This is a genomic window from Nonomuraea sp. NPDC049684 (assembly GCF_044465345.1).
Taxonomy (GTDB): Bacteria; Actinomycetota; Actinomycetes; order Streptosporangiales; family Streptosporangiaceae; genus Nonomuraea.
This window is the reverse complement of record NZ_JBITLO010000012.1, coordinates 151,974-165,990: the sequence shown is the minus strand read 5'-3', so window position 1 is coordinate 165,990 and position 14,017 is coordinate 151,974. Positions and strand designations below refer to the sequence as shown.

Sequence of the window (14,017 nt, the reverse complement as noted above, 5' to 3'; positions counted from 1 at the left end):
GTGGCCGGGAGGCGGGCCGGTGATCGACGTGCTGGTGGCGGGGGGCGGGCCGGCGGGGCTGGCCACGGCGATCCACGCGGCGCTGGCCGGGATGGAGGCGGTCGTCGTCGAGCCGCGGGCCGCGCCGGTGGACAAGGCGTGCGGCGAGGGCGTCATGCCGGGCGGGGTGGCCGCGCTGGCGGCGATGGGCGCGCCGGTCGAGGGGCGGGGGTTCCGCGGCATCCACTACCTCGACGGGCGGCGGGAGGCGCGGGCCGCGTTCGCCGCCGGGCCGGGGCTCGGCGTCCGGCGCACGAGCCTGCACGCCGCGCTCTGGCAGCGGGCCGCCGAGCTGGGCGTCAAGACGGTCACCGGCCGGATCACGCGCGCCGACCAGGACCGCGACGGCGTGAGCGCGATCGGGCTGCGGGCCCGCTGGCTGGTGGCCGCCGACGGCCTGCACTCGCCGCTGCGCCGCTCGCTCGGCCTCGACCTGCCGGTACGCGGCCCCCGCCGGTACGGCCTGCGCAGGCACTACCGGATCGAGCCGTGGAGCGACTTCGTCGAGGTCCACTGGTCGGGGGCGGGCGAGGCGTACGTCACGCCGGTCGGCGAGGACCTGGTGGGCGTCGCGGTGCTCAGCTCGGCGCGGCGCGGCTTCGATGAGCACCTGCGCGGCTTCCCCGGGCTGGCCCGCCGCCTGAGCGGCCCGGCCGTCACCCCGGTGCGCGGCGCGGGCCCGCTGCGCCAGGCGGTGCGCTCCCGCCGCGCCGGACGCGTGCTGCTGGTCGGCGACGCCGCCGGTTACGTGGACGCGCTCACCGGCGAGGGCGTCTCGCTGGCCGTGCGCTCGGCGGAGCTGCTGGTCGGCTGCCTGGCGGCGGACCGTCCGCAGGACTACGACGGCGCGTGGCTGCGCCTGTCGCGCACCCACCGGCTGCTGACGGCGGCGCTGGTGCAGGCCGCCCGCCGTCCCGGCACGGCCCGCCTGGTGGTCCCGGCGGCGCGCCGGCTGCCCCGCCTGTTCGCCGGCGTGGTCCGCGTGCTGGCCTGAGCCTTCCCCGGGCCCCGGCCGCACGCCGACGATGAACCCCCACGGTCCCCCCAAGGACGGTCGCCATGACAGACAAGCTCGTGCGGCAGGTGCTCGACCAGGTGGACGCCCCCGACCCGCGGGTCGGCGAACTCGTCCGCGCGCTGATCGCCCACCCGCACGCGTTCGTGGACGAGGTGCGCCCCACCGAGGCCGAGTGGCGGGCCGGGCCGGCCTTCCTCGCCGAGACCGGCAGGTGGTGCACGCCGGACCGCGACGAGTTCGTGCCGCTGTCGGACATGCTCGGCCTCACCTCCGCCGTGGACGACGTCAACCACGCCGGCCCGGAGAACATGACGCCGTCCTCGGTCGAGGGCCCCTTCCACTCCCCCGCTCCCGGGCGCGAGCCCGGCGCGTGGATCAGCGAGGGGCCCGAACGCGACCTCCTGGCCGGCGACCCCTACCTGGGCTCCGACGCCGCGTTCGCGGTCAAGGAGGAGCTGGCGCGGCGGCCTGTGCCGGGCGCCCGCGGCTGGGGGATGGAGGGGCCGTACGAGGAGGTCGAGTTCGACCTCAGGCTGGTGCCGCTGGGGTGGGCGCCGGGCCGGTGAGCCGCTCCGGGGGGCGCAGGCCGTCCATGACCAGGCCGAAGAGGTGGTCGCCGCGGGCGGCCAGCGAGGGGGCCTGGTCGGCGATCCAGCTCAGCGCGCTGGCCAGCGCGAACAGGTCGAGCCCGGTCACGTCGGAGCGCACCTCGCCGGCGGCCTGGGCGCGTTCCAGCAGCCGTCCGCCCGCCTGGCGCATGGCGTGGCAGGAGGCGTGCAGCGGCGAGCCCTCGTCGTTGATCGTGGCCATCATCGAGGCGGCCAGCCCCCGGTAGGCGCCCGCGCCCGCGACGAACGAGCGCAGCCATTCCAGCAGCGCCTCGTGCGGCGCGGCGGCGCCGGCCAGCGTCCTGGCGCGCTCGGCGAGCGAGTCGAAGCGCTGCCGCAGCAGCGCCTCCAGCAGCGCCTCCCTGGTCGGGAAGTGCCGGTAGAGGGTGCCCAGCCCGACCTCGGCGCGGCGCGCGACGTCGCGCAGGGACGCCTCCGTGCCCTGCTCCTCGATGACGGCGGCGGCCACGGCCAGGATGCGCTCCCGGTTGCGCTGGGCGTCCGCGCGCTGGTTCCGGGGTGTGGAGGTCATCCGATACCTTCCGGGCGATTGACAATCGGAGCAGTGCTCCGGTTATGATCCGGAACACTGCTCCGCATCATAGCGGCGCCCGTCTCCCCGAGGAGAATCGATGATGAAGGCCATCCGCGTGCACGAGGTCGGCGGCCCCGAGGTCCTGCGCCTGGAGGAGGTGCCCCGGCCGGCGCCGGGGCCGGGCGAGGTCCTGGTGCAGGTGCGCGCCGCCGCGCTCAACCCGCCCGACTGGTACGCCCGGCGGGGGTTCGCCGACATCCCGCCGTCGAAGCGGCCGCAGGTCGCGCTGCCCTTCACCCCCGGCTCGGACGTGTCGGGCGTCGTCACGGCCCTCGGCCCCGGCGTCACCGAGTGGCGGGAGGGCGACGAGGTGTACGGCCTCGTCCGCTTCCCGCGCATCGGCGACGAGGGCGGCAGGGGGTACGCCGAGTACACCACCGCCCCTGCCGGCCACCTGGCCCGCAAGCCCGCCTCGGTGGACCACGTCACCGCCGCCGCGGTGCCGATGGCCGGGCTGACCGCCTACCAGTTCGTCCACGACGTCATCGGGCTGCGGCCCGGCAGCCGGGTCCTGGTCAACGGCGCGGCCGGCGGCGTCGGCCACTTCGCCGTCCAGCTCGCCGCCGACCTCGGCGCGCACGTCATCGGCGTCGCCTCCGGCCGGCACGAGGCGTTCCTGAAGGACCTGGGCGTGGCCGAGTTCGTCGACTACACCCGGGTCCGGCCGCAGGACGCGGTGCGCGACGTGGACTGCCTGATCGACACCGTGGGCGGCCCCGGCGGCCACACGCTGCTGCCCGTACTCAAGGACGGCGGCACGCTCAGCCCGGTCTTCTTCGGCGAGTACCACGACGAGGAGCTGGCCCGGCGCGGCATCGTGCGCCGCGGCGGCCAGGTGCACTCCGACGGGGCCCAGATGGCCGCGCTGGCCGAGCTGATCGACGCCGGGCGGCTGCGCGTCGGCGTCGACAGCGTCTTCCCGCTGGAGGAGGCCCCGAAGGCGCACAAACGCGCCGAACGGGGCCACATCCAGGGCAAGATCGTCCTACGCGTGGCCTGAACGCGGCCTGAGCGGGGCCCGAACGCGGCCTGAGCGGGTCAGGTCCGGGTCCAGCGCTGGTTGGCGCCGCCGTTGCAGGTCCAGATGACCAGCCCGGTCCCGTTGGCGGTGGCGTTGCCCGGCACGTCGAGGCACTTGTTCGCGCCGACGGCCGTGACCGTGCCGTCGGCGCCGAGCCGCCACTGCTGGTTGGTCTGGCCGTTGCAGTCCCAGATGATCACGCGGGTGCCGTCGGCGGTGCCGCGGTCGTAGACGTCGAGGCACTTGCCGCCGTAGACGCGCAGCTCGCCCGCGGCGGTGGGGGTCCACTGCTGGTTGGCGCCGCCGTTGCAGTCCCAGATCTGGACCTGGGTGCCGCTGGTCTGGGACGCGCCGGGCACGTCCAGGCACCTGCCGGAGCCGGCGCCCTTGAGGGCGGTGGCCGCGGGGGGCGTGCCGCCGCCGGTGACGACGTACATGGCGGCTCCGTGGGCCGGGACGGAGGCGCTGATCGTGCCCGCCGAGGAGCCGGTCGCGTGGGCCCACAGGTCGCGTACGGAGTAGCCGGCCGCGGCGCCGAGGCCGAGCGCGGAGGCGGTGGTGGAGACGGTGGCCGCGGCGCCGCCCCGGTTGAGCAGGACGACGGCGACCGAGCCCGTGCCCGTGCCGGTCGCGGCCATCGGCTTGCGCCAGACCTCCAGGTCGCCGCTGTCGGCGATCTTGTGCCCCTGCCGGCCGCCCCAGTCCTGGTCGACGGCGATGACCTCGGCGTTGGTGAGGATCGTCCGGGTCTCGGCGCTCATCGAGCGCAGGTCGTTGCCCGCCACGAGCGGCGCGTTGAGCAGCGCCCAGAGGCTGAAGTGGGCCCGCGACTCGGTGGCGGTGAGCCCGCCGTTGCCGACCTCCAGCATGTCGGGGTCGTTCCAGCCGCCCGGCCCCGAGTACGCCGCGAGCCCCGCCTGGCTGTCCAGGATGCCCATCACCGAGCCCCAGTTCGCCTGGATGTCGCCCGTGGTGCGCCAGGAGTTGCCGACCGGCATGCCCCAGGTCCAGACGTCGTCCTGGCCCCAGTTGCACAGGCTGTAGAGGATGGGCCGGCCGGTGGCGGCCAGCGCGTCGCGCATGGCGGTGTAGCGCTGCTGCGCGCTCTGCCCGAGGTGGTCGCCGCAGTTGTCGTACTTGAGGTAGTCCACGCCCCAGGACGCCCACAGGGCCGCGTCCCTGCGCTCGTTGCCGAGGCTGGCCGGGTAGCCGGCGCAGGTCGTGGTGCCGGCCGAGGAGTAGATGCCGAGCTTGAGCCCCTTGGCGTGCACGTAGTCGGCGACGGCCTTGATGCCCCCGGGGAACTTCTGGGGGTCGGGGACGAGGTCGCCGGCCGCGTTGCGGCTCCTGGTGGACCAGCAGTCGTCGATGTTGACGTAGCTGTAGCCGGCCGCGGCCATGCCGGAGGAGACCATGGCGTCGGCCGTCTGCCTGACGAGGGTGTCGCTGACCGAGCAGCCGAAGCTGTTCCAGTCGTTCCACCCCATCTGGGGGGTTCTGGCCAGGCCGTTGTCCAGGGCGGCGGCGGGGGGTGAGAGGGCGGTCAGGCAGGTCGCGGCGAGGGCCAGGGCGAGGGTTGACCGAAGGATCGCACGCATGGGACTCCTTCAACACCGAGGGGTGAGGACCCAACATGATCCGACTAAATCAAACAGGATCGTCCGGCGATTTGCGTGTGGAGTCAAGGGGTCTTGAGGGATTCTGTTGCCTGCCGTTCGACGCGCAAAGGGCTGCCGACGGGGTGACACGGAGCCCTCCGGGCCGCGTTTCAAGTCGCTGACCTGCGGTTACTATCTGTAGCGGTTAGATCATCGACAGTGATTGGATCGGTGTGATGCGACGACTCATCGCAACACTTGTCTCTTGCGCCACCGCCGGCGCCCTTCCGCTCGTCACCGCCGGTCCGGCTGCCGCCGACCCGCGTCCTGAGCCGTTCTCGTACACGGCTCCGGGCTACGACATCAGGGGTCCGTACCTCGGCGCCGACAACCCGTGGTGGCACGACCACCACCGTCACCACGGCGACCGCCACTGGGACGGCGACCGTACCTGGGACGGGGACAAGGACGACGACCGCTGCAAGGACGACGACCACGACCGGGACCACGGCAGGGACCACGCCTGGTACAGGGAAGACGACCGGTACGAGGACGAAGACCGCTGCAAGGACGACGACCGCTACGACGACGACGACCGCTACCGGGACGACGACCGCTACCGGGACGAGGAGCGCGACGACGACGAGCGCTACCGGGACGGCGACCGCGACTGGGGTTACAACTACCGGTACGTGACCTCGCTGCGCTGCCGCATCGGCGGTGGCGTCGTGATGCGCAGCTGGCACAGCCCGACCAGGCTGTCCTGCTACGGCGGACGGTACAACGGATACTGGGTGGTCAGCTACGGGCTGTGATGCCGATGGCTGCCATCAGGGCGGGTCCGCACCATGCGGGCCCGCCCTTCTCGTGCCCGCCTACGGCGCGCACTTGGTGAACCTGACCGACTTCGTCCTGGGCGAGGGGGTCAGGATCCGGTAGGTGACGGTGTGCCTGCCGGCCGCGGGCGTGATGAGCCTCCTGGAGCTCACGTAGCCGCTGCGGCTGTCGGCGGGGAAGCGGGACGAGCCGCGCTCGATCACCCTGCCGTCGTAGAGCCACTGGTAGGAGTAGACGGCGCCGGGGCGGGTGGCGTTCACCCCGGCGGCGAAGTTCACCGCGCCGGTGTAGCAGGCGACCCCGGCCGAGTTGACCGTCGAGGGGCCCTGGACGCGCACGTACGCCAGCGCGAAGGAGGCCCTGCGGGTGGTGGCGGGCGGCGTCGTGGAGCGTTCCGACGGGCCTGTGGCGGAGGGGGTGGGACGGGTCGCGCGGTGCTGCGGCGTCCTGGTGGGCCGCGACGCGGCCGTGCCGTGCCTGGACGGCCCCGCCGAGGCGGACGTGCGCACGGGTTCGCGGGCGGACCGCACCTCGGCGTCCGCCTGGCGCTTGCCGGAGTTCCACACCACGACGCCGGCCGCCACCGACACGGCCACCGCCCCGGCCGCCAGCGCCAGCACCGGCGACCGCCGTCCCGCCGCCCACCTGGACCGGGCCGCCGGCGCGGCGGCCGGATCATCGGCCGTCCCCGCCGGGGCGTCCTCGTGGTCCTCGTGGTCCTCGGCAGGCTCCGGGCCGGCGGGGCGGGGCTCGCCCAGGACGAGCGGCAGGACGGCCGTCATGGGCGGGCGGTCCTGCGGATCCTTGGCCAGGCAGGCGCGGACGATGTCGCGCAGCGGGTCCGGCAGGTCGCCGAGCTGGGGCTCGCCGCGCAGGATGCGTCCGGCGACCGCGGCCGGGGCGTCGTCGCCGAACGGCGGCCGGCCCGTGGCCGCGAACACCATCACCGACGCCCAGGCGAAGACGTCCGCCGTCGCCCCAGCCGTCGCGCCCGCTGTGCGGCCGTCCAGTTGCTCCGGCGCCATGTACGCCACCGCGCCGCCGTCGGAGCCGTGGCCGGGCCCGGTGCCCGCGCCGGCGCGGCCGGAACCGGGGCCGGTTCCCGCGGTGCCGAAGCCGACCAGGCGCGCGCCGTCCCGGCCGAGCAGCACGCTGGACGGCTTGAGGTCGCCGTGCGTGAGCCCCGCCCGGTGCACCGCGGCCAGCCCCGTGGCCGTGCCGACCGCCAGGTGCCGCAGGTTGCCGCCGCCGAGCCGGCCCACCTCGGCCAGCGACGGCCCCTCCACGTACTCGCTCACGATGTACGACAGCCGCCCCCAGGCCGCGTCGAGCACCCGCGCGACGCCCGGCGAGTCCACCCGCCGGGCCGCCTCCGTCAGGGCGGCGAACCGTTCACCGGCCACGATCCCATGCAGGACCTTGACGGCCACGGGCCGCCCGTCCGGCCGCTGGCCGAGGTAGACGACCCCCTGCCCGCCGGAGGCCAGCCATCCGGTGATCCGGTGGGCCCCCAAGGACGTGGGATCTCCAGGACGTAAGGGCTCGGCGTTCGGCATGAGGCGGTGACTCCTGGGACAGCAGCGGTACCGAATCATGAACTTTAGCGGGATGAATCAGGATCCGCCGCCCTCAGGTTCACCTCGCCGTTCGGCGCGGGACCCGTCCTGCGCCCGTTGGACAGCCGCCGGGTTCGCATACTACGGTAATCATCAGCGCTACTGACGATCGGTGGCACTGACGATTAAGGAGTTGGGGTCATGATCCTCATCACGGGCGGGCTCGGTTTCATCGGCACGCACACCGCGCGGGCGCTGCTCGACCTCGGCGAGTCCGTCGTGCTCGTCCAGCGCCGGGCCCCCGAGGTGCCGGCGTCGCTGGCCGGGGAGGCCGAGGGGCGGCTCGTCGTCGAGCGGGCCGACCTCACCGACCGGGCGGCGCTGCTCGCCCTGGGCGACCGGCACAAGATCACTGGAATCGTGCACCTGGCGGGCTCGATGCCCTGGCCGGTCGGCGCGCACGAGCCGGTCGAGGGGGTGGAGAAGTCCGTCGCGAGCCTGCTCAACGTCTTCCACGCCGCCACCGAATGGCAGGTGTCCCGGCTCGGCCTGGCCAGCACCATCGGCGTCTACGGCGGCGTCGAGTCCCCGGGCCCGCTGGCCGAGGACCTGCCGCTGACGATGTCGGCCGGCCACCCGATCCCGACGTTCAAGAAGATCGGCGAGCTGGTGGCCGGCCATCTGGCCGAGACCGCCGGGCTGGAGGTGGTCAACCTCCGCATCGGCGCGATCTGGGGGCCGCTCGGCCACGCGCGTTCGCCGTTCTTCCTGCTGCCGCAGCTCGTGCACGCCGCCGTGCGAGGCGCCGCGCCGGACCTGACGAGCCCCGCGTGGGGCGCGTACGCCGGGGACGGCGGCGACCTGTGCTACGCCAAGGACTGCGGACGGGCGATCGCCCTGCTGCAGACGGCCGAGCGGCTGCGTCACCGCACGTACAACGTCGCCACCGGCCGGATGACCGCCAACGGCGAGGTCGCCGCGGCGATCCGGCGGGCCGTGCCCGGCGCGGACGTCGAGCTGCGCGAGGGCCGCGACCCCGCCGGCCCCGGCCGCGACCTGTGCCTCGACGTCACCCGGCTGCGCGAGGACACCGGCTTCGAGCCCGCCTACGACACCGATTCGGGGATCGCCGACTACGTCTCCTGGCTGCGCGCGGGCCACGACCGCTGACCGGGCCGATCCGCCGTGCCCGGCCCCGCGGCGCATGTGGCACCCGGCGGCTGCTCAGCGCCGGTCCAGGCACCCCTGCCTGCCCAGCAGCCGGAACGCCCGCGCGGCCTGCGGCGGCAGGCCGCGGTAGGACCTGGGGAACGCCGCCCGTACGGCGGCGGGCCGGTCCGGGCCACCGCCGTACGGGCGGTGTTCGGCGGGGAGCTCGCCGTAGAGGCCACCGGCGAGGCCACCGGCGAGGCCACCGGCGAGGTCACCGGCGAGGTCGGTCACGGTGAGCGACGGGTTCACCACCAGGTGCTCGGCCACGATGCGCAGGGCCAGCGGGAGATATCCGCACAACCGCGTCATGCCGGCGACGGCCCCCGGCTCGGCGGCGATGCGGTCCGCACCGGCGGCGGCGGCCAGCAGGTCGGCGGACTCGGCGGCGGTCAGGGGGCCGAGGGCGAGATGGTGGGCGCCGTCACGGGCGACCAGCCCGCCCAGCCGGTGGCGGCTGGTCACCAGCACCAGGCAGCCGGGGTTGCCCGGCAGCAGCGCGCGGACCTGGTCCGTGGAGGCGGCGTCGTCCAGCAGGACGAGCATGCGCCGGCCGCCGATCAGGCTGCGGAACAGGGCCGCCCGCTCCCCCGCGTCGCCGGGCAGGCGCCGCAGGTCCGGCGCGAGGGCCCGGACGAGCTGGGCCAGCGCCTCGGCGGGCGGCAGCGGCCCACCTCCGGCGTCGGAGCCGCGCAGGTCCAGGTGGAGCTGGCCGTCCGGGAACCGGCCGGCCACCCGGTGCGCGAAGTGCACGGCGAGCGCGCTCTTGCCGACGCCGGCGACGCCGTCGATCACCGCGATCGCGATGGCGTTGCCGGAGCCCGGCAGCAGGCCCGCCAGGCGGGCCAGCTCGGCGGAACGGCCGGTGAAGCCCGGCACGTCGTGCGGGAGCTGCGCCGGACGCGGCCGCTCGGGCGGACCGGCCACGGCCAGCTCCCACAACGCCACCAGGCGCGCGGTGTCGCCGCGGCACGCCCTGCTGATGGCCTCGACGGCCTGGCGGGGCGGCAGCAGCTTGCCGCTGAGGTAGCGCTGGAGCGAGGACTTGCTGCAGTGCGTGTGCCCGGCCAGTTGCACCAGCCCGAGGCCGGAGGCGGCCTTGAGCAGGCTGAGTTCGGCCGCGAGCATGCGGGCGTGGATGCCGTTCACCACTGCGGGGCTCATTCGCCCGCCTCCTTTTCCGGTGTTCGCCCGCGGGTCAGGCGTTGGCGAAGTAGGCGTACAGGTCGACGTCGACGCTCACCTGGCCGGTGCCCTCGTTCTTGAGCACCACCGACCCGTCGGCGCGTACGGCGGCGATGATGGACCCGACGGCGTCCTTGCCCGGCGGGTAGGAGACGACGCGGGCGGTCGAGGGCCCGCTCTGCGGCAGCACCGAGACGGTCCCGGCGGCCGCTCCCCGCGCGGCCACGGTCAGCGCGACCGCGGCGACGCCGGAGGCGGGCAGGCCGGTGAAGCGCACGGTCCTGGTGCCGCCCGCCGGGATCGCCAGGGCCCGTCCCGCCGATGTGGGGCGGACGGCCTTGACCAGCGCGCCGCGCCGCTCGGCGGAGAAGTAGCCGGTGACGTCCACGGAGATCTCGACGTCGTCGTAGCCGAGGTTGTGCACGTTGATCTTGCCGTCCTGGCCCGGTTTGACGATCGTGTGGAACTGCGTGGCGAGGTTCGCCGGGTAGTCGACGTTGGCGTCTACGGGGTAGGGGTCCCCGGCGGCGTACACGCGTACGGTGCCGCTCGACGGGCTCTTCAGCACCACGGTGAGGGCGACCTGGGCGACCCCGGTGGCGGGCAGGCCGTTCATCCCGGCGACGGACAGCTCATAGTTGCCCAGCGCGGGGATGACGGTGTGGTCGGCCACCCGGGCGGGCGTGACGGGGAAGTAGGCGCCGCCCACGGCGGCTCCCGCCTTGTCGAGGGTGTGGCCGTGCGCGTCGAGCGTCACCTTGACGGGGCCCGTCCCGCGGTTGACCACCTTGATCTTCCCGTCGGCGCCGACCCTGGCGATGATCATGGTGGCGGCGTAGCGGGAGGCGTCGTAGGCGAGCACCTTGCCGTCCGGTTCCTGCTCGTCGGAGGCGTGCACGGTGATCGTCCCGGTGTTGAAGAAGTCGCCCTTGGCGCTGACGTTGAGCGCGACGGCCCGCACGCCCTGCGCGGGCAGCCCGGCCACGCCCGCCACCTGCACGGTCATGGCGGAGTTGGCGCTGATCCGGACGTTGTCCAGAACCCTGCCCCGCGAGTGGAAGTACTGGTCGGGCCCCGGCCGGGGCGTCGCGTCCAGGGCGGCGGCGTCGAGCTGGACGCGGGGCGTGGTGGCGCCGGCGTAGACGATCGCGCGCCCGGTCTCCTTGAGCTTGGCCTCCAGTGCCGCGGGCCCGAGCCCGGGGAACGCCTGGCTCAGCACCGCGAACGCCCCGGCGACGTGCGGCGCGGCCATGGACGTGCCGCTCATCGACGCCCACCGGTCGCCGGGCACGGAGGAGACGATGTCGCTGCCGGGGGCCAGGAGGTCCAGGAGCGGGCCGCGGTCGCTGAAGGAGGACAGGACGTCGGCGTCGGTGGTGCTGCCCACGGCGACGGCCGACGAGACGCAGGCGGGGGCGGCCACCGCGTTGGTGTAGCCGTCGTTGCCGGCCGCGACGACGGTGGCGACCCCGGCCGCCAGCAGGGCGTCGATGGCGGCCTTGCGCGGGTCGGTGTCGCAGGACGCGGTGTGCATGCCGCTGCCCAGGCTCAGGTTCACCGCCACGATGGGCAGGGTCGCCTTCAGCGTCTGGACCTTCTCCAGCGCGGCCAGCTGGGCGCTGGAGAAGCTGAGCAGACAGGGCGCGCCGCCGGAGCCGCAGAAGTCGTCGGAGTCGAAGCGGCTGAAGATCTGGATGGCCACCAGGCCGGCGCCCGGCGCGACCCCGCTCCCGCCGTCACCGTCGATCCCTTCGCCGTCGCCGGCGATGATCCCGGCCACGTGCGTCCCGTGGGAGCAGTCCAGCAGCTCGTCGGAGCAGCCGCCGCTCTCGGCGTCGGCCGAGCCGGGGCCGTCCTGCTTGGGGGCGCCGTCCGGGCACAGGCTGGTGGCGGAGTAGTCGGGGTCGGCGGGCGAGAAGCACGCCTCGGCCACGACGCGGCCGCCGAGGAAGGGGTGGCCGGTGGCGACGCCGGTGTCCAGCACGGCCACGGCGGTGCCCGCGCCGGTCAGTCCGGCCGCCCTCGTGCGGTCGCCGCCGATCAGCGGGACGCTCTGCCCGAGGGCCGGCGGCACCGGCCGGTCCTCGGACACGCTGAGCACGCCCGGCCTGGCGGCGAGCCGCTGGAGGCCCGCCTGGTCGGTCCGCAGGGTGACCACGGGCAGGCGGGACAGCGTCTGGAGCACCTGGCCGGCGCCGGCGCCGGAGACGGCGGCCAGCTCGTCGCGGTCCCTGGTCACGACGTTGACCCGGAGCCTGCCTCCGGAGTCCAGCTTGCGGGCCAGTCCGGGCTCCACCCACGGCCCCGCGTCCGCCCGCTCCCCCGCCGCCCACTGTCGCGCCGCCCCCTGTCCCGCCGAGGCGGCCGATGCGCCGGTCGCGACGGCGACCGAGGAGAGCAGGATCGCCGTCAGGACGAGCACGTGGTGGATGGCCGCCGTGACGGTGGCTGATCGCCTCATGAGGCTCTCCTTCGGCGCGGGACGAAGACGCCCGCGCAATGTACGCGGCCCCTGTTGCCACCCGTTTGCCAGCGACGTCAGCGCCTTCCGCCCGGCATGCCGGTGATGCCGGGATATCCAGGACTCCGAGGGGATGCCAGGGCCGTCAGCGGCCCTCGCGGCTGCCGATCCGGCTGAAGATGGCCGTCGACTCCTGGCGGGCGGCGCCGGCGTGCGCGGCCTCGCCGTTGCGCGACTCCAGGCGGGCCAGCACGGAGAGCGTGCGGGCGCGCCACAGCGGCAGCTCCAGCGTGTCCCACAGATCGAGGGAGGCGGACAGGGCGGCTCTGGACTCGGCCGCCGCGTCCTGCTCCAGGCGCAGCTCGCCGAGCGTCCGCAGGCCGAGCGCGCGGGCGAAGCGGTCGTCCTGGCGGGTGAAGACGCGCAGGCTCGCCTGGAGCGCCCGCTCGGCCCGCGGCAGGTCGCCCAGGCGGATCCGGATCTTGGCCAGGGACTGGTCGGCGTAGGCCGTCCCGTGCGGGTCGGACAGGACGGTGAACAGGCGGCGGGACTCGCGCGTCCTGGTCGCGGCGTGCCCGTACTCGCCCCTCGCCCGGTGCACCAGCCCGATGCTGCGCTGGAGCAGAGCCTGGCAGCGCAGGTCACCGATTTTCTGGTACGTCTGCAGCGCCCGGCTGAGCAGCCACAGCGCCAGCTCGTCGTCGCCGCGCTCGCGTTCCACGAAGCCCAGCATGTAGATGGCGTGCGCGTGCCCGGCCTGGTCGCCGAGGGCGGAGAAGAGCGAGGCCGCCTCCAGCAGGTCGGTCTCCCCCTCGGCGAACCACCCGCCCTCGGCCCGTACGGTGCCCAGGCCGGACAGGGCGGCCGCCAGGTGCCGCCGGTCGCCGAGCCGCTGGAAGGCCCGCCGGGCCTCCTCGTAGGCGGCGACGGACTCGGCGAAGCGGTCCTGGGCGAAGCGGATCCGGCCGAGCCCGAGCATCACCAGCCCCTCCCCCTCCAGGTCGCCGGACCTCCTGACGGTCTCGGCGCCCCCGATGCCGCCCGGCCCGGACCGGCCGCCGAGGCGGGGGTCGCCGCGCAGGATGTCCAGGCGCAGCCGTACCAGGGCGGGGCCGGGATCGAGCCCCAGTTCCTCGCCGAGACGGGCGCGCGACCGCTCGAAGACGTCCAGGGCCTCGGCGATGCGCCCGGAGCGGTAGAGCGCGAGCATCAGCAGGCCCACCAGCCGTTCCCGCGTGGGGGCGGCCGCCACCTCCTCGGCCAGCGCGCCGAGGACCTGCCGGTGCCGGCCGAGCCGCAACGACGCCTCGGCGTGCTCCTCCAGCGCCTCTCGCCGCGCCTCCTCCAGCCGGACGCACAGCGTGTCCCGGGCGGCCCCGACCGCCGCCTCGTCGAGCACCGGCCCACGCCACAACTCCAGCGCCTGCCGCAACAGCCCGGCCTTCTCCTCGTCGTCGTCGCTGCCCCCGGCCCGCTCCCTCAGCACGGCGAACCGGTGAGCGTCCACGGCCATGGGATCGATGCGCAACCCGTAGCCGGATCCGGTGGCGAGCACCTCCACGTCGCTCCCGGCGGCGTCCGCGAGCAGGCCGCGCAGCCGGGAGACGAGCACCTGGACCTGCCTGCGCGCGCCCTGCGGCGCCCCCTCGGGCCAGAGCACCTCCACCAGGCGCTGGAGCGGGACGACCCGACCGGCCGACAGAGCCAGCACGCCGAGCAGGAGCCGCTGCTGCCGCCTGCGCAACACCACGGGCGCCCCCGCCCACCCGAACTCGACCGCCCCCAACACCCGAATGCCGTCGTACGGTGAATTGATCACGCCCCCATGATTGACCGACTGTCGAACCTCGCGGTCAACCGATATTCAACCGAGACAAATCCCCCCATTCT

General features: G+C 74.8%; 11 protein-coding genes. 5 read left to right on the top strand and 6 right to left on the bottom strand.

Going from position 1 to position 14,017, the window contains the following annotated elements:
• Positions 1-19: 19 nt before the first annotated feature.
• Together ACIBST_RS32920 and ACIBST_RS32915 are read left to right on the top strand one after the other, a co-directional pair.
• A complete protein-coding gene (locus ACIBST_RS32920; protein ID WP_397177327.1) occupies positions 20-1,033 on the top strand; it encodes an NAD(P)/FAD-dependent oxidoreductase in 1,014 nt (337 codons plus the stop codon).
• 65 nt (positions 1,034-1,098) lie between these two features.
• Positions 1,099-1,623: a dioxygenase gene (locus tag ACIBST_RS32915; protein ID WP_397177326.1), complete on the top strand. Its 525-nt coding sequence runs from the start codon at positions 1,099-1,101 to the stop codon at positions 1,621-1,623.
• On the opposite strand, the gene ACIBST_RS32910 is transcribed toward ACIBST_RS32915, so the two are convergent.
• Complete coding sequence (locus ACIBST_RS32910) at positions 1,586-2,197, bottom strand: TetR/AcrR family transcriptional regulator (RefSeq protein WP_397177324.1); 612 nt, start codon at positions 2,195-2,197, stop codon at positions 1,586-1,588. The two genes, ACIBST_RS32915 and ACIBST_RS32910, sit on opposite strands and share 38 nt — an antisense overlap.
• A gap of 100 nt (positions 2,198-2,297) precedes the next feature.
• Between ACIBST_RS32910 and ACIBST_RS32905 the strand changes: the two genes are divergently transcribed.
• Positions 2,298-3,260 carry an NADP-dependent oxidoreductase gene (locus ACIBST_RS32905; RefSeq protein ID WP_397177323.1) on the top strand — a complete coding sequence of 321 codons (963 nt, stop codon included), beginning with the start codon at positions 2,298-2,300 and terminating at the stop codon, positions 3,258-3,260.
• A 38-nt stretch (positions 3,261-3,298) separates the two neighbouring features.
• Here ACIBST_RS32905 and ACIBST_RS32900 read toward each other — a convergent pair whose 3' ends face one another.
• Positions 3,299-4,879, bottom strand: coding sequence for a glycoside hydrolase family 27 protein (locus ACIBST_RS32900; RefSeq protein ID WP_397177321.1), 1,581 nt, complete (start codon positions 4,877-4,879; stop codon positions 3,299-3,301).
• A 236-nt stretch (positions 4,880-5,115) separates the two neighbouring features.
• Between ACIBST_RS32900 and ACIBST_RS32895 the strand changes: the two genes are divergently transcribed.
• Positions 5,116-5,694: a hypothetical protein gene (locus ACIBST_RS32895; protein WP_397177319.1), complete on the top strand. Its 579-nt coding sequence runs from the start codon at positions 5,116-5,118 to the stop codon at positions 5,692-5,694.
• A 60-nt stretch (positions 5,695-5,754) separates the two neighbouring features.
• On the opposite strand, the gene ACIBST_RS32890 is transcribed toward ACIBST_RS32895, so the two are convergent.
• Positions 5,755-7,272, bottom strand: coding sequence for a serine/threonine-protein kinase (locus ACIBST_RS32890; RefSeq protein WP_397177317.1), 1,518 nt, complete (start codon positions 7,270-7,272; stop codon positions 5,755-5,757).
• Positions 7,273-7,473: 201 nt separating this feature from the next.
• Here ACIBST_RS32890 and ACIBST_RS32885 point away from each other — a divergent pair, with 201 nt between their 5' ends.
• Positions 7,474-8,442 (top strand): NAD-dependent epimerase/dehydratase family protein, encoded by a 969-nt coding sequence (locus ACIBST_RS32885; protein WP_397177316.1) that lies wholly within the window; start codon positions 7,474-7,476, stop codon positions 8,440-8,442.
• 54 nt (positions 8,443-8,496) lie between these two features.
• Here ACIBST_RS32885 and ACIBST_RS32880 read toward each other — a convergent pair whose 3' ends face one another.
• The 3 genes from ACIBST_RS32880 to ACIBST_RS32870 all read right to left on the bottom strand — a co-directional run bounded on the left by ACIBST_RS32880 (position 8,497) and on the right by ACIBST_RS32870 (position 13,946).
• Complete coding sequence (locus ACIBST_RS32880) at positions 8,497-9,645, bottom strand: helix-turn-helix domain-containing protein (RefSeq protein ID WP_397177314.1); 1,149 nt, start codon at positions 9,643-9,645, stop codon at positions 8,497-8,499.
• A 34-nt stretch (positions 9,646-9,679) separates the two neighbouring features.
• Complete coding sequence (locus ACIBST_RS32875; protein WP_397177312.1) at positions 9,680-12,127, bottom strand: S8 family peptidase; 2,448 nt, start codon at positions 12,125-12,127, stop codon at positions 9,680-9,682.
• 145 nt (positions 12,128-12,272) lie between these two features.
• Positions 12,273-13,946, bottom strand: a complete 1,674-nt coding sequence (locus ACIBST_RS32870; RefSeq protein WP_397177310.1) for a BTAD domain-containing putative transcriptional regulator — start codon at positions 13,944-13,946, stop codon at positions 12,273-12,275.
• Positions 13,947-14,017: the final 71 nt, after the last annotated feature.

What these genes read in the sequence shown, in the direction of transcription:
- ACIBST_RS32915 (WP_397177326.1), top strand. Translation starts at nt 1,099, where the DNA reads ATGACAGACAAGCTCGTGCGGCAGGTGCTCGACCAGGTGGACGCCCCC.
- ACIBST_RS32900 (WP_397177321.1), bottom strand. Translation starts at nt 4,879, where the DNA reads ATGCGTGCGATCCTTCGGTCAACCCTCGCCCTGGCCCTCGCCGCGACC.
- ACIBST_RS32880 (WP_397177314.1), bottom strand. Translation starts at nt 9,645, where the DNA reads ATGAGCCCCGCAGTGGTGAACGGCATCCACGCCCGCATGCTCGCGGCC.
- ACIBST_RS32905 (WP_397177323.1), top strand. Translation starts at nt 2,298, where the DNA reads ATGATGAAGGCCATCCGCGTGCACGAGGTCGGCGGCCCCGAGGTCCTG.
- ACIBST_RS32885 (WP_397177316.1), top strand. Translation starts at nt 7,474, where the DNA reads ATGATCCTCATCACGGGCGGGCTCGGTTTCATCGGCACGCACACCGCG.
- ACIBST_RS32895 (WP_397177319.1), top strand. Translation starts at nt 5,116, where the DNA reads ATGCGACGACTCATCGCAACACTTGTCTCTTGCGCCACCGCCGGCGCC.
- ACIBST_RS32910 (WP_397177324.1), bottom strand. Translation starts at nt 2,197, where the DNA reads ATGACCTCCACACCCCGGAACCAGCGCGCGGACGCCCAGCGCAACCGG.
- ACIBST_RS32890 (WP_397177317.1), bottom strand. Translation starts at nt 7,272, where the DNA reads ATGCCGAACGCCGAGCCCTTACGTCCTGGAGATCCCACGTCCTTGGGG.
- ACIBST_RS32875 (WP_397177312.1), bottom strand. Translation starts at nt 12,127, where the DNA reads ATGAGGCGATCAGCCACCGTCACGGCGGCCATCCACCACGTGCTCGTC.